Below are 19,523 nucleotides of genomic sequence, written 5' to 3'. Positions count from 1 at the left end.
CGGAGGCTCAGGTAGTGGCCTTGCGCCTGGCAACCCTCGGCTTGGCCGCCTTGGGCTTGCCGTCGGCCGCTTTGGCCTTGGTGCCCGAGCGGCGCTTCTTGCTCCAGGGCGCCTTCTTGCCACCGGCGGGTGCCAGCGGGCCGCTGATGGTCATGCGCATGCCGCTACAGCGCTCCACCAGCTTGCCCATCCAGGCCGATTGGCGGGCAACGAATTCCTCGAGGGTCATTTCGCCGCTCTGAACCATGTCCAAAGCCTGCTCCCAGATCGCCGTGGTGCCCGGGTCGGCAATGGCCCGTGGGACGGCGTCAATCAGGCTGAACGCGGCTGGGGTGGCGGCCAGGGCCTTGCCGTTCTTGACCAGATAACCGCGGTCGAGCAGGCCCTGGATGATGCTGGCGCGGGTGGCCTCGGTGCCGATGCCGGTGGTGTCCTTGAGCTTTTGCTTAAGCTTGGGGTCATCCACCAGCTTGGCGACGTTTTTCATCGCCTTGATCAGGTCGCCTTCGGTGAAAGGCTTCGGCGGCTGGGTCCACAGGTCCTTGAGCTGGACGTTGCGCACTGCGCAGACCTGGCCTTGCTGCAAGGCTGGCAGCACCTGCGCCGGCGGCGCTTCACGGCCCTTGGCCGGCGTCAGCGCCTCTGGCAGGGCGCGGCGCCAGCCGGGTTCGACGATCTGCTTGCCGACGGCGCGCAGGGCGTGGCCAGCGCAATCGAAATCAGCCTGGGTGCGGTCGTATTCATGGTTGGGCAGAAATTGCGCCAGGTAACGCGCGCGGATCAGGGTGTAGACGGCCTTGTATTTGGGCGGCAGGCGCGTCGGGTCACTGGCGGCGGCAGTGGGGATGATGCCGTGGTGGGCGCTGACCTTGGCGTCGTTCCAGGCGCGCGAGCGGCGTTGCGGCTGCAGGTGCGCTTGCAGCGGCGCCAGGCTGGCATCGGCGCGCTGCAATGCAGCGAGAATGGCCGGCGCCTCGGCGTGCTGGCTCATTGGCAGAAAGCCGCAGTCGCTGCGCGGGTAGGTGATCAGTTTGTGGGTTTCGTACAAGGCCTGGGCGATGTCGAGGGTTTCCTGGGCGCCGTAGCCGAACTTCTTCGAGCAGATTTCCTGCAGGGTGCCCAGATCGAACGGCAGTGGTGCGGCTTCGCGCACGCGCTCGGTGACCAGCTTGCTGACCTGCGCACTGCCAGCCGCAGCGATATCGGCGGCGGCTTGCTGGGCCAGGCTCTGGTTAAGGCAGCGGGCCTGATCATCGCAGGCGTCTTCAGGCGCGCGCCACTGTGCGTTGAACAGGCTGCCGGCATGCTCAAGCTGCACGTCGATGGCCCAGAACGGAACTGGCACGAAGTCAGCGATGCTGCGATCGCGGTCTACCACCAGGCGCAGGGTCGGGGTTTGCACACGGCCGACGGGCAACACGCCTTGATAACCGGATTGACGCCCGAGCAGGGTGAACAGCCGACTCATGTTCATGCCGATCAGCCAGTCGGCACGCGAACGGCCCAGAGCTGAATGGTACAGGCTGAAGGTCTCGCTGCCGGGCAGCAGCTTGGCCAGAGCCTTGCGGATCGAGGCATCGTCCAGCGCCGACAGCCACAGGCGCTGGATCGGGCCGCGGTACCGGCAGTGCTCGACCAGCTCACGGGCGATCATCTCGCCTTCGCGGTCGGCGTCGGTGGCGATGACCAGTTCGCGCGCTTCGCCAAGCAGGCGTTTGACTGCCTTGAACTGGCTGGCGGTTTTTGGCTTGACCAGCATTTTCCACTGGCCCGGGATGATCGGCAGGTCGTCCAGGCTCCAGCGCTTGTAGCGGGCGTCGTAACTGTCGGGCGGGGCGGTTTCGAGCAGGTGGCCGATGCACCAGGTCACGCACACGTCAGTGCCTTGCCAGCAGCCGTCACCGCGGCGGGTGGCGCCGAGCACTTTGGCGATATCTTTGGCCTGGGAGGGTTTTTCGCAGAGAAACAGGCGCATGGCCGAGAACGCTTCATGGGCAGACGATGAGCGTCAGGATGGACAAAGAAGCGCCGCCAGGCAAGTTTTATCTGTATGCATATACAGCTGGCTGGTGAACCAATGTTGCAGAGCACGCAGCGGGCCATTGCAGCCCGCTGCGAAACAGGGCCGGTTCAAGCGGCCCTGAGGTTGCTCAGGAGAGGTCGCAGGACTCGCGCACCATCTCCACGTGGGGGATGCCGGCCTCGAGGAACTCCTCGCTGACCACCTTGAAACCCAGCCGCTCATAGAACGGCGTGGCATGCACCTGGGCGCTCAGGGTCTGTTGCTTGAGGTCGCGAGCCTGGGCTTCGGCGATCACCGCATGCATCAGTGCGTCGCCCACTTTCAGCCCGCGCCAGTCCTTGAGTACCGAGATGCGGCCGATGGTGCCGTCTGCCAGCAGGCGCGCGGTGCCGATCGGGTAGTCACCCTCAAGGGCCAGGAAATGCACGGCCTGGGGGTCTTCGGCGTCAAATTCCAGCTCAGGCGGAATGTGCTGCTCGGCAACGAACACCGCATCGCGGATGTGGCGGATGTCACTGTTGTCCTTGATCCAATCGGCAAGCCGAACGCTGATTCTATTCATTGGCAAAACCCAGACTTCCTTGTTCGACCAGCTGGCAGACCAGGGTCAGACCTTCTTCATCCTTGAGCCACTGGCCGAGGTTTTCGATGTGCAGCGCATCGGCGGCGCAGATCATTTTCAGCAGATCGCGCAGGTGGCCCGAAAGCAGACGGCTCTGGCCGCTGGCGAACAGCAGCAAATTGTCATCGACCTCCGACCAGGCCAGGCGTGCGCTTGGATTACGGATAAGAATAGCGCCTTGTTCCAGGCTGTCGATCAGCTCTTCTTCCTTGAGCGGCTCGCCGGCGACCTGCTCAGGGTAGCGTGGCTCGGTCATGAACTGGCCAAACCAGGTCAGCAGCAGGCGCTCGTCACCCATGTGCTCGGCCAGCAGGGCCTTGAGGCGGTCCAGAGCGTCGTGCTGGATCTGGTGCGGGTCGCTGACCGGCTGGGCGTCGGCGTCGCTGTAGCGCTCTTCGTCCGGCAGGAACTGGCTGAGGAAGTCGGTGAAGTGGGTCAGCACTTCAGCAGCGCTTGGCGCGCGGAAACCGACCGAGTAGGTCAGGCAGTTGTCTTCGGCAACGCCGAAGTGGGCCAGGCGTGGTGGCAGGTAGAGCATGTCACCCGGCTCCAGGCGCCACTCGTCGGTCTGCTCGAAGTCAGCCAGGATGCGCAGGTCGGCGTGCTCGAGCAGCTTGCTGTCGCTGTCGCACATCTGGCCGACTTTCCAGTTGCGGGTACCGTAGCCCTGCAGCAGGAACACGTCGTAGTTGTCGAAGTGCGGGCCGACGCTGCCGCCGGGCGCGGCATAGCTGATCATCACATCGTCGATGCGCCAGCTCGGCAGGAAGCGGAAGCTCTCCAGCAGTTCGGCCACTTCTGGCACGAACTGGTCGACCGCTTGCACCAGCAGGGTCCAGTCGCGCTCTGGCAGGGTGGCGAAGTCGTCCTCGGTGAACGGGCCGCGACGCAACTCCCACGGGCGTTCGCCGTGTTCGAGGACCAGGCGCGATTCGACTTCCTCTTCCAGGGCCAGGCCAGCCAGCTCGTCAGGGTCGATCGGGCTTTCGAAGTCGGTGAACGCCTGGCGCACCAGCAATGGCTTCTTCTGCCAGTAGTCACGCAGGAACTCGCGAGCAGTCAAACCGCCAAGCAGCTGAAGTGGAGTATCAGAATTCATGTTCAACCTATTGAAAAAACGTAATTTTCGTCCGGGAATAAAAACGCCCGGCTAGGCCGGGCGTCAGACGCAGGCGTAATCTTAGATACGTTTGGCCTGCGCGACTGCGTTACCTATGTAGGTCGCAGGAGTCAGCTGCTTGAGCTCGGCCTTGGCATCGGCTGGCATGTCCAGGCCATCGATGAAGGTCAGCAGCGCCTCAGGGGTGATGCCTTTGCCACGGGTCAGCTCTTTGAGCTTCTCGTAGGGGTTTTCGATGTTGAAACGACGCATGACGGTCTGGATCGGCTCGGCGAGCACTTCCCAGCAGGCGTCCAGGTCAGCAGCGATGCGCTGAGTGTTGACTTCCAGCTTGCTGATGCCCTTCAGGCTGGCTTCATAGGCGATAACGCTGTGAGCGAAGCCCACACCCAGGTTGCGCAGCACGGTGGAGTCGGTCAGGTCACGCTGCCAGCGCGAAACCGGCAGTTTGCTGGCCAGGTGCTGGAACAGGGCGTTGGCGATACCGAGGTTGCCTTCGGAGTTTTCGAAGTCGATCGGGTTGACCTTGTGCGGCATGGTCGACGAGCCGATTTCACCGGCAACGGTGCGCTGCTTGAAGTAGCCCAGCGAGATGTAGCCCCAGATGTCCCGGTCGAAGTCGATCAGGATGGTGTTGAAGCGGGCGATCGCGTCGAACAGCTCGGCAATGTAGTCGTGCGGCTCGATCTGGGTGGTGTACGGGTTGAACTGCAGGCCCAGCTCGTCTTCGATGAAGGCGCGGGCGTTTTCTTCCCAGTCGATCTGCGGGTAGGCCGACAGGTGCGCGTTGTAGTTACCGACGGCGCCGTTGACCTTGCCCATCAGCGGCACGGCAGCGACTTGCGCAATTTGGCGCTCGAGGCGGTAGACGACGTTGGCCATCTCTTTGCCCAGGGTGGTCGGCGAGGCTGGCTGGCCGTGGGTGCGCGACAGCATCGGCACGTCGGCATGCTGGTGGGCGAGCGCGCGGATCGCTTCGGCGATCTGGCGCATCAGCGGCAGCAGCACGTCATCACGGCCCGCGCGCAGCATCAGCGCGTGGGACAGGTTGTTGATGTCCTCGCTGGTGCAGGCGAAGTGGATGAACTCGCTGACGTTGGCCAGCTCAGGCAGTTGTGCAGCCTGCTCCTTGAGCAGGTACTCGATGGCCTTGACGTCGTGGTTGGTGGTGCGTTCGATTTCCTTGACGCGCTCGGCGTGGGCCAGCTGGAAATCACTGGCCAGGGTATCGAGAACGGCGTTGGCCTCGGCCGAGAATGCCGGCACTTCACCGATTTGCGGGTGGGCGGCCAGGCGTTGCAGCCAGCGCACTTCGACCAGGGCGCGGAAACGGATCAGGCCGTATTCGCTGAAAATAGGGCGCAAGGCCTGGGTTTTGCCGGCGTAGCGGCCGTCTACAGGGGAAACCGCAGTGAGCGAGGAAAGCTGCATGGGGTGTTCTCGGACAGTCAGGCTTTTGGAGGGCGCATATCATACATGAAAAATGCGCCGAGGTCGGGTGGCTGACCAAAGGTCGAGCCGTTTCAAAGCTTATCGCGGTCGCTGTAGGAGCGGCCTCGTGTCGCGAAAGGGCTGCGCAGCGGCCCCAAGATTTGTGCCGCACCCTAGAATTGCTGGGCACGCTTCGCGCACCTCTCGCGACACAGGCCGCTCCTACACGGACCGCGCCAGGCGGGGATGCGCGGCATTCAGGAATTGGTGCGCATCATGCCGTACAGCTCGTTGAGCAATTTGCGCCGGCTGAATACCAGCTGCCAGCGGTGCCCGCCAAGCTGGCGCCACAGGCGTGCGGCGCGGATCCCGGCCAGCAGCAGTGCGCGGATCTTCGAGGCGTTGCTGGCTTGCTGCAGGAAGCGCATGTCGCCATGCACCTGAATGCGCTGGCGCAAGGTGCTCAGGGTGTCCTGATACAAGGCGCCACTGGAAGCGATGACATTCTCGTGGGTCAGGCCGAAGTGATCGGCCTGCCCCTGGATTTGCGGCAGGCGGTTGCCGATGGTTTCCAGCAGGTCGCCACGCTTGGCCAGCTGGCGCTCGAGGCCGAGCATCGACAGGGCATAGCGCAGCGGCTCGCGCTGCAGGCTGCTGGGCTCGCGCTCGAGTGCGCCTACCAACGCGCGGTAACCGTCGCGCAGGTTAAGGTCATCACCACCGAACACCTCGAGGGTGTCCTTGGGATCCATCACCAGCAGGCTGCCAAGCATGCAGCCAAGCTCGGCGTCATTGGACTGGCCGGTGCGTGCCAGCTTGTCGACCAGCACTGCAGCCTGAAACACGCCGCCCAGGGCAATCAACTGCTCGTGCAGGTTGCTCATGGGCGCGGGCTCCACGGCTCAGCAGTCTCGATCACGCCGCCGCCCAGGCACACCTCGCCATCATAGAACACCACCGACTGGCCGGGGGTGACCGCACGTTGCGGCTCGTCGAACACGGCGCGGTAGCCGCTTTCGGTGCGTTCCAGGGTGCAGCCCTGGTCGCCCTGGCGATAGCGCACCTTGGCCGTGAGGCGGCGCGGGGTGGCGAGGTCGATCGGGTTGACCCAGAAGATGTCCGAGGCGAGCAGGGCGCGGGAGAACAACCATGGGTGCTCGTTGCCCTGGCCGACCACCAGCACGTTGCGGGCGAGGTCCTTGACCAGCACGTACCACGGGTCGTCACCGGCGTCCTTGAGGCCGCCGATGCCCAGGCCCTGGCGCTGGCCGATGGTGTGGTACATCAGGCCATGGTGGCGACCGATGACTTCACCTTCGGTGGTTTCGATGTTGCCCGGCTGGGCCGGCAGGTACTGCTTGAGGAAGTCGCTGAAGCGTCGTTCGCCAATGAAGCAGATGCCGGTGGAGTCCTTTTTCTTGGCAGTAGCCAGGCCATGTTTCTCGGCGATGGCGCGCACTTCGGGTTTTTCCAGCTCGCCGACCGGGAACAGGGTGCGGGCGATTTCCTTGCCGCCGACGGCATGCAGGAAGTAGCTCTGGTCCTTGTTCGGGTCCAGGCCCTTGAGCAGCTCGGTCAGCTCGCCGGTGTCGCGCCGGCGTACATAGTGACCGGTGGCGATCAGGTCGGCGCCGAGCGACAGCGCGTAGTCGAGGAAGGCCTTGAACTTGATCTCACGGTTGCAGAGGATGTCCGGGTTTGGCGTGCGCCCAGCCTTGTACTCTTCAAGGAAGTGCTCGAACACGTTGTCCCAGTACTCGGCGGCAAAGTTGGCCGTGTGCAGCTTGATGCCAATGCGATCGCACACGGCCTGGGCGTCGGCCAGGTCTTCGCGGGCGGTGCAGTAGTCGGTGCCGTCGTCCTCTTCCCAGTTTTTCATGAACAGACCTTCCACCTGGTAGCCCTGCTCGATCAGCAGAAGGGCGGAGACGGAAGAGTCGACGCCGCCGGACATGCCGACGATGACGCGGGTCTTGGCGGGGTCTTTGAGTGCTGGGCTGGTCATGGCTACCGATGTGTATCAGGGAAAAAGGTCGATTCTATCAGGCCCGCTCGTGCGCGTCAGTCGCGCAGCAAGGCGAGGCTGTGCAGCGGGCCTGCCAGGTAGTCGTCGATGCAGCGCGGCACCAGCTCGCTGCGCCAGCGTTGTGGCTCGGCCAGCAGCTCAGCGCGGGTCATCCACAGCGCGTGGGTTATATCGCTGTCGAGGGCGCGTTGCGGATGGTGCCGGACGGGGCGGGCAGCGAAGCAGATGCGTTGGTAGGTGACGCCGTTACTGGGGGCGGTGTACAGGTAGATGCCCACCACGCCGGTCAGTTCGACGTCCCAGGCGGTTTCTTCGAGGGTTTCGCGCAGGGCGGCCTGCTGCAGGGTTTCGTTGGGCTCGAGGTGGCCGGCCGGTTGGTTGAAGACGTGCTGGCCGGCTTTGAATTCCTCGACGAAGAGGAAGCGGCCCTGGTCTTCGACCACGGTGGCTACGGTGATGTGGGGGTGCCAGGTCATAGTGGAATCCTGAAAAGCACAAACCCCGGTGCGTGGCCGGGGTTTGTGGGGTTACTTCAAGTGAACCTTACAGCGCAGCAATCGCGTTGTTGAGGGTCTGGCTTGGACGCATCACCTTGGCGGTCAGCTCGGCATCCGGGGCGTAGTAGCCACCGATGTCGACTGGCTTGCCCTGTACGGCGTTGAGTTCGGCGACGATGGTCGCTTCGTTCTCGGTCAGGGTCTTGGCCAGCGGGGCGAAGCGCGCTTGCAGCGCAGCGTCGTCGCTCTGCGCAGCCAGGGCCTGAGCCCAGTACAGGGTCAGGTAGAAGTGGCTACCGCGGTTGTCGATACCGCCAACCTTGCGCGAAGGCGACTTGTTGTTGTCGAGGAACTTGCCGGTAGCCTGGTCCAGGGTGTTGGCCAGAACCTTGGCACGTGGGTTGGCGTAGGTGTCGCCCAGGTGCTCGAGCGAGGCCGCCAGAGCGAGGAATTCACCCAGCGAATCCCAACGCAGGAAGTTCTCTTCGACCAGCTGCTGCACGTGCTTGGGTGCCGAACCGCCAGCGCCGGTTTCGAACAGGCCGCCGCCGTTCATCAGCGGCACGATCGACAGCATCTTGGCGCTGGTGCCCAGCTCCATGATCGGGAACAGGTCCGTCAGGTAGTCACGCAGAACGTTGCCGGTCACCGAGATGGTGTCCTTGCCTTCGCGGATACGGGCCAGGGAGAACTTGATCGCCTCGACCGGCGGCAGGACGCGAATGTCCAGGCCAGTGGTGTCGTGGTCTTTCAGGTACTTCTGGACTTTCTCGATCATCACGCCGTCGTGGGCGCGTTCCGGGTCGAGCCAGAACACCGCTGGGGTACCGCTCAGGCGGGCACGGTTGACGGCCAGCTTGACCCAGTCCTGGATCGGCGCGTCTTTGGTCTGGCACATGCGGAAGATGTCGCCGGCTTCGACGTTCTGTTGCAGAACCACGTTGCCTTTGCCATCAACGACGCGCACGACGCCATCGGCCTTGATTTCGAAGGTCTTGTCGTGGGAGCCGTACTCTTCGGCTTTCTGCGCCATCAGGCCAACGTTCGGTACGCTGCCCATGGTGGTCGGGTCGAAGGCGCCGTTGACCTTGCAGTCTTCGATGGCAGCCTGGTAGATACCGGCGTAGCAGCGGTCCGGGATCACGGCCTTGGCGTCTTGCAGCTCGCCGGCAGTGTTCCACATCTTGCCCGAGTCACGGATCATGGCCGGCATCGAGGCGTCGACGATTACGTCGCTCGGCACGTGCAGGTTGGTGATGCCTTTGTCGGAGTTGACCATGGCCAGGGCTGGACGTACGGCGTAGAGGGCCTGGATGTCGGCTTCGATCTGCGCTTGCTGGTCAGCTGGCAGGTCCTTGATGCGGGCGTACAGGTCGCCGATGCCGTTGTTGGCATTGAAGCCGATGTCAGCCAGCGCTGCAGCGTGCTTGGTCAGCACTTCACCGTAGAACTCTTCGACGATGACGCCGAACATGATCGGGTCGGAAACCTTCATCATGGTTGCTTTCAAGTGCACCGAAAGCAGTACGCCGCTGGCCTTGGCATCGGCGATCTGCTCGGCGATGAAGGCTTTCAGGGCCTTGCGGCTCATGGTCGCGCAGTCAACCACTTCTGCGGCTTTGACAGCGGTTTTTTCCTTCAGAACGGTAGTAGCGCCGTTCTTGTCCAGCAGTTCGATGCGCAGGCTGTCGTCAGCTTCGATCAGTGCGGCTTTTTCGCTGCCGTAGAAGTCGCCTTGGCTCATGTGGGCCACGTGCGATTTCGAATCGGAAGCCCAGGCGCCCATTTTGTGCGGGTGCTTGCGAGCGTAGTTCTTGACCGAAAGCGGCGCGCGGCGGTCGGAGTTGCCTTCGCGCAGTACCGGGTTCACGGCGCTGCCCTTGATGCGGTCGTAGCGCGCGCGGGATTCTTTTTCGGCAGCGCTGGCAGGCTCGTCGGCGTAGTCAGGGACGGCGTAACCCTTGGCTTGCAGTTCCTTGATCGCAGCCTTGAGCTGAGGCACCGAGGCCGAGATGTTCGGCAGCTTGATGATGTTGGCTTCAGGGGTGGTGGCCAGTTGGCCCAGCTCCGCCAGATGATCGCTTACCTGCTTGTCTGCGCCGAGTTGCTCCGGGAATGCCGCAAGGATACGGCCAGCCAGGGAGATGTCGCGAGTTTCGACGGCGATGTCAGCCGAGGCGGTGAACGCTTCGACGATCGGCAGCAGCGAATAGGTGGCGAGGGCAGGGGCTTCGTCGGTGAAGGTATAGATGATCTTAGAGCGGGTGGGCATGCGGGTTAACTCTCTGTTTTGCTGAGCGTACTCGAGTCTCGGGGTGCGCTGGGTAGGCGCATCGCCCACGGCGCGCCATGGGCAAAAGGTCGAGAGGCTACGAGCGGTGATGGTGGATGCATCAGTCGAGCGTCAAGCGGCTGGGATGCGGTAACAGCCCAGACTTTGTGGCCTTCGAGGGCCGGGGGCAAGCCGCGATTTCCGGGGATTCGCCCCCATGACCTTACGGTCAGGGCCGGAGTATACCAAACCCTTTGGGCTAATCAGCAAGGCCAAGTGGTATCAGCGCATTTATAAGACCAAAGACTTACCTGCAATGTGGTGCATTGCCGCAGGTACAAGCCCGGCCTTGCAGGTCGGCAGATGTGGTTTAGGCTGATTGGATCGCATGATGTCCAACCACACCCGACTCCGGAGTAGTGCAAGCATGGGATACCAGAAAATCACGGTGCCGACCGACGGCGCCAGGATCACCGTCAATGCCGACCATTCACTCAATGTGCCCGACAACCCGATCATTCCTTATATCGAAGGGGATGGCATCGGGGTCGATGTTTCCCCGGTGATGATCAAGGTAGTCGATGCCGCGGTGCACAAGGCCTACGCCGGCAAGCGCAAAATCGCCTGGATGGAGGTCTATGCCGGTGAAAAAGCTACGCAGGTGTATGACCAGGACACCTGGCTGCCGCAAGAGACCCTCGACGCAGTCAAAGAATACGTGGTGTCGATCAAAGGCCCGCTGACCACGCCGGTCGGCGGCGGCATCCGCTCGCTGAACGTGGCCCTGCGCCAACAGCTTGACCTGTATGTGTGTCTGCGCCCGGTGGTGTGGTTCGAGGGTGTGCCGAGTCCGGTGAAAAAGCCGGGAGACGTCGATATGGTGATCTTCCGGGAAAACTCCGAAGACATTTATGCCGGCATCGAGTGGAAGGCCGGTTCGCCCGAAGCCATCAAAGTGATCAAGTTTCTCAAGGAGGAAATGGGCGTCACCAAGATTCGCTTCGACCAGGACTGCGGCATCGGCGTCAAGCCGGTCTCCAAGGAAGGCACCAAGCGCCTGGTGCGCAAGGCGTTGCAGTATGTGGTCGACAATGACCGCGAGTCGCTGACCCTGGTCCACAAGGGCAACATCATGAAATTCACCGAGGGCGCGTTCAAGGACTGGGGCTACGAGGTGGCCAAGGAAGAATTCGGCGCTGAATTGCTCGATGGCGGGCCGTGGATGCAGTTCACCAACCCCAAGAGTGGCAAGAACGTGGTGGTCAAGGATGCGATCGCCGATGCCATGCTGCAGCAGATCCTGCTGCGCCCGGCAGAGTATGACGTGATTGCCACTCTCAACCTGAACGGTGACTACCTGTCCGATGCGCTGGCGGCAGAAGTGGGCGGGATTGGCATCGCGCCTGGGGCGAACCTGTCGGATACGGTGGCAATGTTCGAAGCGACGCACGGTACCGCGCCCAAGTATGCCGGCCAGGACAAGGTCAACCCGGGGTCGGTTATCCTCTCGGCCGAAATGATGCTGCGGCATATGGGCTGGACCGAGGCTGCCGACCTGATCATAAAAGGGACCAACGGCGCAATTGCGGCGAAAACCGTTACCTATGATTTCGAGCGCCTGATGGACGGCGCCACGCTGGTGGGTAGCTCAGGATTTGGCGATGAGATGATCAAACACATGTAGACACGAAAAAACCGATCGCCTCGTTCAAGAGGCGATCGGCCCGTTCACATCTCAGCGGCAGACAAATGGTCAGACAGTGGCCTTCGTGCGTTCAGTCGCCGGATCTGCTGAACTTGTGACCTCGGCTTTGGCGTCGCTGATGTTCACCGCATGCAGGCCCTTGGGGCCCTGGATGATTTCGAACTTGACCAGCTGGCCGGCCTTCAGCGTCTTGTATCCGTCCATTACGATGGCCGAATAGTGGGCAAAGAGGTCTTCAGTCTTGCCGTCCTCGTTGATGAACCCATAGCCCTTGGCATTGTTGAACCACTTGACTTTACCGCTTGTCATCCCTATGTCCCTCTGCAAAGGACTCCATCACTGGAGTATCATCCACGTATCCGCATACGAACCTTGCGAAAAATCTGGTTGACTGCGCGGATCTTTATCGCCCACGGTGGGTTCTATTGGTTGTAACACCGTTTTGCCGATAGTCAAGGTCATGCGGCGCCTGCGCCGGCGCCAGCTCTATGCGGTCAACCCACAACCTTAACTTGTCGATGTGATGAAATTCTTTCCATGCATGCACACAGTCAGATTCGACTAACATTCAATCAGGATGGTCCTCAGACCAACGAGGACGATGGCTCCGGTCTGGCTGTTCAAGAAGCCAAGCCGATCCTGCAGGCGCCACCCATGTACAAGGTGGTTTTATTCAACGATGACTACACGCCAATGGATTTCGTCGTCGAAGTGCTCGAGACGTTCTTTAGTTTGAACCGCGAGCTGGCGACCAAGATCATGCTTACCGTCCATACCGAAGGGCGGGCAGTATGCGGATTGTTTACCCGCGATATCGCCGAAACGAAGGCGACGCAGGTCAACCAATACGCCCGGGAGAGCCAGCATCCGCTACTCTGTGAAATCGAGAAGGACGGTTAATCGCCGACCACTTGGGTATGAGGTGAAGCTATGTTAAACCGCGAGCTCGAAGTCACCCTCAATCTGGCCTTCAAGGAGGCCCGTTCGAAGCGTCATGAGTTCATGACCGTCGAACATCTGCTGTTGGCACTCCTTGACAATGAGGCGGCCGCAACCGTTCTACGCGCCTGTGGCGCCAATCTCGACAAGCTCAAGCACGACCTGCAAGAGTTCATCGACTCCACTACCCCCCTGATCCCGGTGCACGACGAAGACCGCGAAACCCAGCCAACCCTGGGCTTCCAGCGCGTGCTGCAACGCGCGGTGTTCCATGTGCAGAGTTCGGGCAAGCGTGAAGTGACCGGCGCCAATGTGCTGGTGGCTATCTTCAGCGAGCAGGAAAGTCAGGCCGTGTTTCTGCTCAAGCAGCAGAGCGTGGCCCGTATCGACGTGGTCAACTTCATTGCCCACGGTATTTCCAAGGTGCCAGGCCATGGGCCGAGTGCCGACAGCGACCAGGACATGCAGGATGAAGAGGGTGGCGAAACGTCGTCCTCGAGCAATCCGCTGGATACCTACGCCAGCAACCTCAACGAGCAGGCGCGTCAGGGGCGTATCGATCCGTTGGTGGGCCGTGAGCAAGAAGTTGAGCGCGTAGCGCAGATTCTCGCTCGCCGGCGCAAGAACAACCCGTTGCTGGTCGGTGAAGCGGGCGTCGGCAAGACGGCCATCGCCGAAGGCCTGGCCAAACGTATCGTCGACGGTCAGGTGCCTGATCTGCTGGCGCAGAGCGTGGTCTATTCGCTCGATCTCGGCGCACTGCTGGCTGGGACGAAGTACCGTGGCGACTTCGAGAAGCGCTTCAAGGCGCTGTTGGGTGAGCTGAAAAAACGTCCGCAGGCCATCCTGTTCATCGATGAGATCCACACCATCATCGGTGCCGGCGCGGCCTCGGGCGGGGTAATGGATGCGTCCAACCTGCTCAAGCCACTGCTCTCATCAGGTGATATCCGCTGCATCGGCTCGACTACCTTCCAGGAATTTCGTGGCATCTTCGAGAAGGACCGGGCCCTCGCGCGGCGCTTCCAGAAGGTCGATGTGTCGGAGCCGTCGGTAGAAGACACCGTGGGTATCCTGCGTGGGCTGAAAGGCCGCTTCGAGTCGCATCACCACATCGAGTACAGCGACGAGGCCCTGCGCGCCGCTGCCGAGCTCGCTGCGCGCTATATCAATGATCGGCATATGCCGGACAAGGCCATCGACGTGATCGACGAGGCGGGCGCCTACCAGCGTCTGCAGCCAGAGGCCAATCGGGTCAAGCGCATCGAAGTGGCGCAGGTCGAAGATATCGTCGCGAAAATCGCTCGGATTCCGCCAAAGCACGTGTCCAGTTCCGACAAGGAGCTGCTGCGTAACCTGGAGCGCGACCTGAAACTGACCGTATTTGGTCAGGATCCAGCGATCGACTCGCTGTCGACTGCGATCAAGCTGTCGCGAGCCGGCCTCAAGGCCCCGGACAAGCCCGTAGGCTCGTTCCTGTTCGCTGGCCCTACCGGCGTCGGCAAAACCGAGGCTGCGCGTCAGCTGGCCAAGGCGCTGGGCGTTGAGTTGGTGCGCTTCGACATGTCCGAGTACATGGAACGGCACACTGTGTCGCGCCTGATCGGTGCGCCGCCAGGCTATGTCGGTTTCGACCAAGGTGGCTTGCTCACCGAGGCGATCACCAAGCAGCCGCACTGCGTACTGCTGCTCGACGAGATCGAGAAGGCCCACCCGGAAGTCTTCAACCTGCTGCTGCAGGTGATGGACCACGGTACCCTGACCGACAACAACGGGCGCAAGGCGGATTTCCGCAACGTGATTCTGATCATGACCACCAACGCCGGCGCCGAAACCGCCGCCCGGGCTTCGATTGGCTTCACTCATCAGGACCATGCGTCGGATGCGATGGAAGTCATTCGCAAGAGCTTCACGCCGGAATTCCGCAACCGCCTGGATACCATCATCCAGTTCGGTCGCCTGAGCCACGAGACGATCAAAAGCATCGTCGACAAGTTCCTTATCGAACTGCAGGCTCAGCTGGAAGACAAGCGTGTACTGCTTGAGGTCAGTGATGAGGCACGTGGCTGGCTGGCTGCCAGCGGCTATGACGTGCAGATGGGTGCCCGGCCGATGGCACGGCTTATCCAGGACAAGATCAAGCGGCCCTTGGCTGAAGAGATCCTGTTCGGTGAGCTGGCCGAGCATGGCGGCGTGGTGCACATCGAGCTACGTGATGGCGAGTTGGTGTTCGACTTCGAGACCACTGCCGAAGTGGCGTGATCGAGCAGAGTGGGCCGCCTCGGCGGCCCTTTTTCTTTGGCCACAAAAAAGCCCGGCACATTGGCCGGGCTTTTTCATGACTGGAGCTTAACGGGCGCGGTAGGTGATGCGGCCCTTGCTCAGGTCGTAAGGCGTCAGCTCGACGCGGACCTTGTCGCCAGTGAGAATACGGATGTAGTTCTTGCGCATTTTTCCGGAGATATGCGCGGTTACGACGTGCCCATTTTCCAACTCCACGCGGAACATGGTGTTGGGCAGGGTGTCGACGACAGTGCCTTCCATTTCGAAGCTGTCTTCTTTCGACATGCAGTAAAGCCCTCGGTATCCAGTGTAGGCCCGACGCGCAACTGCACCGGGCAAAAAAGTGGCGTGGATTATGCCCGAAAAGAGTATTTCAAGCCAATGCTTTCAATTGAGGCTGACCCAACGTTGGTTGATCAGCAGTTCGATGGGGCGATACTGGGTCTTGTAACTCATCTTTTTGCAGTTCTTGATCCAGTAGCCAAGGTACACCGCCTCAAGGTTCTGGCGCAGTGCATCGCTGATCTGCCAGAGAATGGCGAAGCGCCCCAGACTGCGGCGTTCTTCATCCGGCTCGTAGAAGGTGTACACCGCCGACAGCCCGTTGGGCAGCATATCGCATACCGCCACCGCAAGCAGCCGCCCATTCAGGCGAAACTCATAGAACCAGCAGAATGGCAGATCGCGCACCAGAAAGGTGGAAAACTGATCGCGACTGGGTGGATACATGTCGCCGTCGCTGTGGCGCTGCTCGATGTAGCGCCGGTACAGGTCGAAGTATTCCTCCTTGAACGATGGCCGGGCGGCAGTTACCTGCAGGTCGCTGTTGCGCTTGAGGATACGCCGCTGCTGGCGATTGGGGATGAAGCGGGCGACGGGGATGCGCGCCGGTACGCAGGCGTTGCAGTTCTGGCAATGCGGGCGATACAGGTGGTCGCCACTGCGGCGAAAGCCCATTTCGGAGAGGTCGGCATACACATCGACGTCCATCGGCTGGCTAGGGTCGAGGAACAGCGTGGTGGCCTGCTCATCGGGCAGGTAGCTGCAGGAGTGGGGCTGAGTGGCATAGAACTTCAACCGCGCCAACTCTGTCATGATCGACCCCTCGGCAAGACGTAGTCCTAAGTGTAAGCCAGCTGGGCAAACTCGCCTAGCGAACCCAGCTGATGTCGACGGTCTGGTCGAGGTCGCGTGCGAGGTGCTCGGCAAAGCTGGCGCGGCTGATTTCGCGGGCGCCGAGGCTGTGCAGGTGGTTGGTTGGCATCTGGCAGTCGATCAGGACGAAACCCGCCGCACGCAGATGCTCGACCAGGGTAACGAAGCCCACTTTGGAGGCGTTGTCGGCGCGGCTGAACATCGACTCGCCAAAAAACAGCCGGCCCATGGCCAGGCCGTACAGGCCGCCGACCAGCTCGCCGTTCTCGCGTACTTCCACCGAATGGGCGAAGCCGCGCCGGTGCAGCTCGCAGTAGGCTGTGCGCATGGGGTCGGTGATCCAGGTGCCGTCGGTGTAGTCGCGTGGCGCTGCACAAGCGGCAATTACCGTTTCGAAGTCAGTATCGAAACTGACCTGGTAACGCTGCTGGCGGATCAGCTTGGCCAGCGAGCGTGACACGTGCAGCTCGTCGGGGAACAACACCGTGCGTGGGTCGGGTGACCACCAGAGAATGGGCTGACCATCCTGAAACCACGGAAAGCAGCCATGCCGATAGGCCTGAACCAAGCGCTCAGGGCTCAGGTCACCGCCAGCGGCAAGTAATCCGTTGGGCTCCTGCAGAGCCTTTGTCAGGGGCGGAAAGGTCAGCGAGTCGCGGGTCAGCCAGGTCAGCATGGGCGTCATGTGCAGTGGGGGAGGGGAGGGCTGACAGCATGGCCCGCCCTCGTCAGCAGGTCAATCCAACGCCAACCCGCAGCGCTGACGCTCGCCAAGGCAATTGCCAGCAGATTTTTCAGGCAATCGGCACCAACCCGAGGCTTTGTTGTCACACCTGTGCAAAAACACAGCATAAGCCTTTGTCACGCAAGGCAATGCGTGCTCAAATTGCACCCATGAAAGTTTGCTCACCGTTCGCGCCCATCCGGCGCGCCGCCATGGCGGCTGGCGGGCAGTAATGTTAAAAGTACGGGTTCATTGACCGGAATCGGGTCGATCACTACTGGACGCGCAGCAAGCGCAGGAATAGACGCGTTTTGAAGAAATCCACCGCAACTCCGCCCCCTCTGCCGGTACCGATGTGGCGCCAGCAGTTGCATTATCGCCTCAAGGAAGGTGCGCTGATCGCCGTCGGCGCGCTGTGCCTGTACCTGTGGATGGCGCTGCTGACCTACGACACCGCCGACCCAGGCTTCACCCACACCAGCAATGTCGATCAGGTGCAGAACGCGGCTGGCCGCGCTGGCGCGTACTTCGCCGACATTCTGTTCATGGTGCTGGGCTACTTCGCCTATATCTTCCCGTTGCTGCTGGGGATCAAGACCTGGCAGATCTTCCGTGAGCGCCATCAGCCGTGGCAGTGGAGTGGCTGGTTGTTCTCCTGGCGGCTGATTGGTCTGGTGTTTCTGGTGTTGTCGGGTGCAGCCCTGGCCCATATCCATTTCCACCCGTCGGCAAGCCTGCCGTTCTCGGCCGGCGGCGCGCTGGGCGAGAGCCTCGGCGACCTGGCCCGCAGCCTGTTGAATGTGCAGGGCAGCACCCTGATGTTCATTGCCCTGTTCCTGTTCGGCCTGACGGTGTTCACCGATCTGTCCTGGTTCAAGGTCATGGACATGACCGGCAAGATCACCCTCGACCTGTTCGAGCTGGTGCAAGGTGCGGCCAATCGCTGGTGGGAAGCTCGCAACGAGCGCAAGCGCTTGGTGGCGCAGCTGCGTGAGGTCGACGAGCAGGTCGACACGGTCGTAGCGCCGGTGGTGGCCGACAAGCGCGAGCAGCTCAAGGCGCGCGAACGCATCATCGAGCGTGACGACGCGCTGACCAAGCACGTTGCCCAGCGCGTGCAGCAGCCGGCGCCGGTGATCATGCCAGCCCCGGTCAAGGCGCCGGAGCCGAGCAAACGCATCCTCAAGGAAAAACAGACGCCGCTGTTCGTCGACAGTGCCGTCGAAGGCACTCTGCCGCCGATCTCGATCCTCGATCCGGCAGAAGAAAAGAAAATCGAATACTCGCCAGAATCCCTGGCCGGTGTTGGCCATCTGCTGGAAATCAAGCTCAAGGAGTTTGGTGTCGAGGTCTCGGTTGACTCGATCCATCCTGGCCCGGTGATCACCCGTTACGAGATCCAGCCGGCAGCCGGGGTCAAGGTCAGCCGTATCGCCAACCTGGCCAAGGATCTGGCCCGTTCCCTGGCCGTAACCAGCGTGCGGGTGGTCGAGGTGATCCCCGGCAAGACCACCGTCGGTATCGAGATCCCCAACGAGAACCGGCAGATGGTGCGCTTCTCCGAGGTGCTGTCGTCGTCCCAGTACGATGACGCCAAGTCGCCAGTAGCATTGGCCCTGGGTCACGACATCGGCGGCAAGCCGGTGATCACCGACCTGGCCAAGATGCCGCACTTGCTGGTGGCCGGTACCACCGGCTCGGGTAAGTCGGTGGGGGTCAACGCCATGATCCTGTCGATCCTGTTCAAGTCCGGCCCGGAAGACGCCCGCTTGATCATGATCGACCCGAAAATGCTCGAGCTGTCGATCTACGAAGGCATTCCGCACCTGCTCTGCCCGGTTGTTACCGACATGAAGGACGCAGCCAACGCCCTGCGCTGGAGCGTTGCCGAAATGGAGCGCCGCTACAAGCTGATGGCGGCCATGGGCGTACGGAACCTGGCCGGCTTCAACCGCAAGATCAAGGACGCCCAGGAGGCTGGTGAGGTCATTCATGACCCGTTGTACCGTCGTGAGAGCATGGATGACGAGCCGCCAACCCTGAAAACCTTGCCGACCATCGTCGTGGTGGTCGACGAGTTCGCCGACATGATGATGATCGTCGGCAAGAAGGTCGAAGAACTGATCGCCCGTATCGCGCAGAAGGCGCGGGCGGCAGGTATTCACCTGATCCTCGCTACCCAACGGCCATCGGTTGACGTCATCACCGGCCTGATCAAGGCCAACATCCCGACCCGTATGGCGTTCCAGGTGTCGAGCAAGATCGACTCGCGGACCATCATCGACCAGGGTGGCGCCGAACAGCTGCTGGGTCACGGTGACATGCTCTACATGCCGCCGGGCACCAGCCTGCCGATCCGCGTGCACGGTGCCTTTGTTTCCGACGAAGAAGTCCACCGCGTGGTGGAAGCGTGGAAGCTGCGTGGCGCGCCGGACTACAACGACGACATCCTCAACGGTGTCGAAGAGGCCGGCAGCGGCTTTGAAGGCAGCAGCGGTGGCGGTGATGACGATGCCGAAACCGACGCCCTGTATGACGAAGCCGTGCAGTTCGTACTTGAAAGCCGCCGCGCCTCGATCTCGGCGGTGCAGCGCAAGCTGAAAATCGGCTATAACCGCGCCGCGCGGATGATCGAGTCGATGGAAATGGCCGGGGTAGTTACCGCCATGAACACCAACGGCTCGCGCGAAGTGATTGCGCCGGGCGGCCCACGCGATTGATCATCA

Annotated in this window: 16 protein-coding genes; 4 read left to right on the top strand and 12 right to left on the bottom strand. The window is 61.8% G+C overall.

Annotated elements, in window-relative coordinates; genetic code table 11:
- Window positions 1-7: 7 nt before the first annotated feature.
- The 8 genes from IDM28_RS14665 to IDM28_RS14630 form a co-directional block, all read right to left on the bottom strand.
- Window positions 8-1,975, bottom strand: coding sequence for a DNA topoisomerase III (locus IDM28_RS14665; RefSeq protein WP_188036306.1), 1,968 nt, complete (start codon window positions 1,973-1,975; stop codon window positions 8-10).
- 175 nt (window positions 1,976-2,150) lie between these two features.
- A complete protein-coding gene (locus tag IDM28_RS14660) occupies window positions 2,151-2,585 on the bottom strand; it encodes a GNAT family N-acetyltransferase (RefSeq protein ID WP_101320856.1) in 435 nt (144 codons plus the stop codon).
- On the bottom strand, window positions 2,578-3,744 hold the full coding sequence (locus IDM28_RS14655) for a cupin domain-containing protein (protein ID WP_150569895.1): 1,167 nt from the start codon (window positions 3,742-3,744) through the stop codon (window positions 2,578-2,580). The genes IDM28_RS14660 and IDM28_RS14655 overlap by 8 nt, the downstream gene beginning before the upstream one ends.
- An 81-nt stretch (window positions 3,745-3,825) precedes the next feature.
- Entirely contained in the window at window positions 3,826-5,196 is a 1,371-nt protein-coding gene (gene purB, locus IDM28_RS14650; protein WP_101320851.1) for an adenylosuccinate lyase, read from the bottom strand.
- Between the two features lie 257 nt (window positions 5,197-5,453).
- Entirely contained in the window at window positions 5,454-6,080 is a 627-nt protein-coding gene (hflD, locus tag IDM28_RS14645) for a high frequency lysogenization protein HflD (protein ID WP_101320849.1), read from the bottom strand.
- Entirely contained in the window at window positions 6,077-7,201 is a 1,125-nt protein-coding gene (mnmA, locus tag IDM28_RS14640) for a tRNA 2-thiouridine(34) synthase MnmA (protein ID WP_101320847.1), read from the bottom strand. The genes hflD and mnmA overlap by 4 nt, the downstream gene beginning before the upstream one ends.
- A 56-nt stretch (window positions 7,202-7,257) precedes the next feature.
- Window positions 7,258-7,698: an NUDIX hydrolase gene (locus IDM28_RS14635; RefSeq protein WP_188036305.1), complete on the bottom strand. Its 441-nt coding sequence runs from the start codon at window positions 7,696-7,698 to the stop codon at window positions 7,258-7,260.
- 67 nt (window positions 7,699-7,765) lie between these two features.
- Window positions 7,766-9,991, bottom strand: a complete 2,226-nt coding sequence (locus IDM28_RS14630; RefSeq protein ID WP_101320843.1) for an NADP-dependent isocitrate dehydrogenase — start codon at window positions 9,989-9,991, stop codon at window positions 7,766-7,768.
- Between the two features lie 427 nt (window positions 9,992-10,418).
- Here IDM28_RS14630 and icd point away from each other — a divergent pair, with 427 nt between their 5' ends.
- Window positions 10,419-11,675 (top strand): NADP-dependent isocitrate dehydrogenase, encoded by a 1,257-nt coding sequence (gene icd / locus IDM28_RS14625; RefSeq protein ID WP_101320841.1) that lies wholly within the window; start codon window positions 10,419-10,421, stop codon window positions 11,673-11,675.
- A 69-nt stretch (window positions 11,676-11,744) separates the two neighbouring features.
- On the opposite strand, the gene cspD is transcribed toward icd, so the two are convergent.
- Window positions 11,745-12,005, bottom strand: a complete 261-nt coding sequence (gene cspD / locus IDM28_RS14620; RefSeq protein WP_178080777.1) for a cold shock domain-containing protein CspD — start codon at window positions 12,003-12,005, stop codon at window positions 11,745-11,747.
- Window positions 12,006-12,233: 228 nt separating this feature from the next.
- Between cspD and clpS the strand changes: the two genes are divergently transcribed.
- Together clpS and clpA are read left to right on the top strand one after the other, a co-directional pair.
- Entirely contained in the window at window positions 12,234-12,596 is a 363-nt protein-coding gene (gene clpS / locus IDM28_RS14615) for an ATP-dependent Clp protease adapter ClpS (protein ID WP_101320839.1), read from the top strand.
- 30 nt (window positions 12,597-12,626) lie between these two features.
- Entirely contained in the window at window positions 12,627-14,897 is a 2,271-nt protein-coding gene (gene clpA, locus IDM28_RS14610; RefSeq protein ID WP_101320837.1) for an ATP-dependent Clp protease ATP-binding subunit ClpA, read from the top strand.
- An 87-nt stretch (window positions 14,898-14,984) separates the two neighbouring features.
- On the opposite strand, the gene infA is transcribed toward clpA, so the two are convergent.
- The 3 genes from infA to aat all read right to left on the bottom strand — a co-directional run bounded on the left by infA (window position 14,985) and on the right by aat (window position 16,749).
- Window positions 14,985-15,203, bottom strand: a complete 219-nt coding sequence (gene infA / locus IDM28_RS14605; RefSeq protein WP_002553999.1) for a translation initiation factor IF-1 — start codon at window positions 15,201-15,203, stop codon at window positions 14,985-14,987.
- Between the two features lie 102 nt (window positions 15,204-15,305).
- Window positions 15,306-16,013, bottom strand: coding sequence for an arginyltransferase (locus tag IDM28_RS14600; RefSeq protein ID WP_101320835.1), 708 nt, complete (start codon window positions 16,011-16,013; stop codon window positions 15,306-15,308).
- A 55-nt stretch (window positions 16,014-16,068) separates the two neighbouring features.
- Complete coding sequence (gene aat, locus IDM28_RS14595; RefSeq protein WP_188036304.1) at window positions 16,069-16,749, bottom strand: leucyl/phenylalanyl-tRNA--protein transferase; 681 nt, start codon at window positions 16,747-16,749, stop codon at window positions 16,069-16,071.
- A gap of 401 nt (window positions 16,750-17,150) precedes the next feature.
- Here aat and ftsK point away from each other — a divergent pair, with 401 nt between their 5' ends.
- Window positions 17,151-19,517: a DNA translocase FtsK gene (gene ftsK / locus IDM28_RS14590; protein WP_178080833.1), complete on the top strand. Its 2,367-nt coding sequence runs from the start codon at window positions 17,151-17,153 to the stop codon at window positions 19,515-19,517.
- Window positions 19,518-19,523: the final 6 nt, after the last annotated feature.

The organism is Pseudomonas sp. EZ-C24, from assembly GCF_014525325.1.
Lineage (GTDB): Bacteria > Pseudomonadota > Gammaproteobacteria > Pseudomonadales > Pseudomonadaceae > Aquipseudomonas > Aquipseudomonas shirazensis.
Note: the sequence above shows the minus strand (reverse complement) of the source record. Positions and strands in the feature narration are given on the sequence as shown.

What these genes read in the sequence shown, in the direction of transcription:
- IDM28_RS14665 (WP_188036306.1), bottom strand. Translation starts at nt 1,975, where the DNA reads ATGCGCCTGTTTCTCTGCGAAAAACCCTCCCAGGCCAAAGATATCGCC.
- IDM28_RS14660 (WP_101320856.1), bottom strand. Translation starts at nt 2,585, where the DNA reads ATGAATAGAATCAGCGTTCGGCTTGCCGATTGGATCAAGGACAACAGT.
- IDM28_RS14655 (WP_150569895.1), bottom strand. Translation starts at nt 3,744, where the DNA reads ATGAATTCTGATACTCCACTTCAGCTGCTTGGCGGTTTGACTGCTCGC.
- purB (WP_101320851.1), bottom strand. Translation starts at nt 5,196, where the DNA reads ATGCAGCTTTCCTCGCTCACTGCGGTTTCCCCTGTAGACGGCCGCTAC.
- hflD (WP_101320849.1), bottom strand. Translation starts at nt 6,080, where the DNA reads ATGAGCAACCTGCACGAGCAGTTGATTGCCCTGGGCGGCGTGTTTCAG.
- mnmA (WP_101320847.1), bottom strand. Translation starts at nt 7,201, where the DNA reads ATGACCAGCCCAGCACTCAAAGACCCCGCCAAGACCCGCGTCATCGTC.
- IDM28_RS14635 (WP_188036305.1), bottom strand. Translation starts at nt 7,698, where the DNA reads ATGACCTGGCACCCCCACATCACCGTAGCCACCGTGGTCGAAGACCAG.
- IDM28_RS14630 (WP_101320843.1), bottom strand. Translation starts at nt 9,991, where the DNA reads ATGCCCACCCGCTCTAAGATCATCTATACCTTCACCGACGAAGCCCCT.
- icd (WP_101320841.1), top strand. Translation starts at nt 10,419, where the DNA reads ATGGGATACCAGAAAATCACGGTGCCGACCGACGGCGCCAGGATCACC.
- cspD (WP_178080777.1), bottom strand. Translation starts at nt 12,005, where the DNA reads ATGACAAGCGGTAAAGTCAAGTGGTTCAACAATGCCAAGGGCTATGGG.
- clpS (WP_101320839.1), top strand. Translation starts at nt 12,234, where the DNA reads ATGCATGCACACAGTCAGATTCGACTAACATTCAATCAGGATGGTCCT.
- clpA (WP_101320837.1), top strand. Translation starts at nt 12,627, where the DNA reads ATGTTAAACCGCGAGCTCGAAGTCACCCTCAATCTGGCCTTCAAGGAG.
- infA (WP_002553999.1), bottom strand. Translation starts at nt 15,203, where the DNA reads ATGTCGAAAGAAGACAGCTTCGAAATGGAAGGCACTGTCGTCGACACC.
- IDM28_RS14600 (WP_101320835.1), bottom strand. Translation starts at nt 16,013, where the DNA reads ATGACAGAGTTGGCGCGGTTGAAGTTCTATGCCACTCAGCCCCACTCC.
- aat (WP_188036304.1), bottom strand. Translation starts at nt 16,749, where the DNA reads ATGCTGACCTGGCTGACCCGCGACTCGCTGACCTTTCCGCCCCTGACA.
- ftsK (WP_178080833.1), top strand. Translation starts at nt 17,151, where the DNA reads ATGTGGCGCCAGCAGTTGCATTATCGCCTCAAGGAAGGTGCGCTGATC.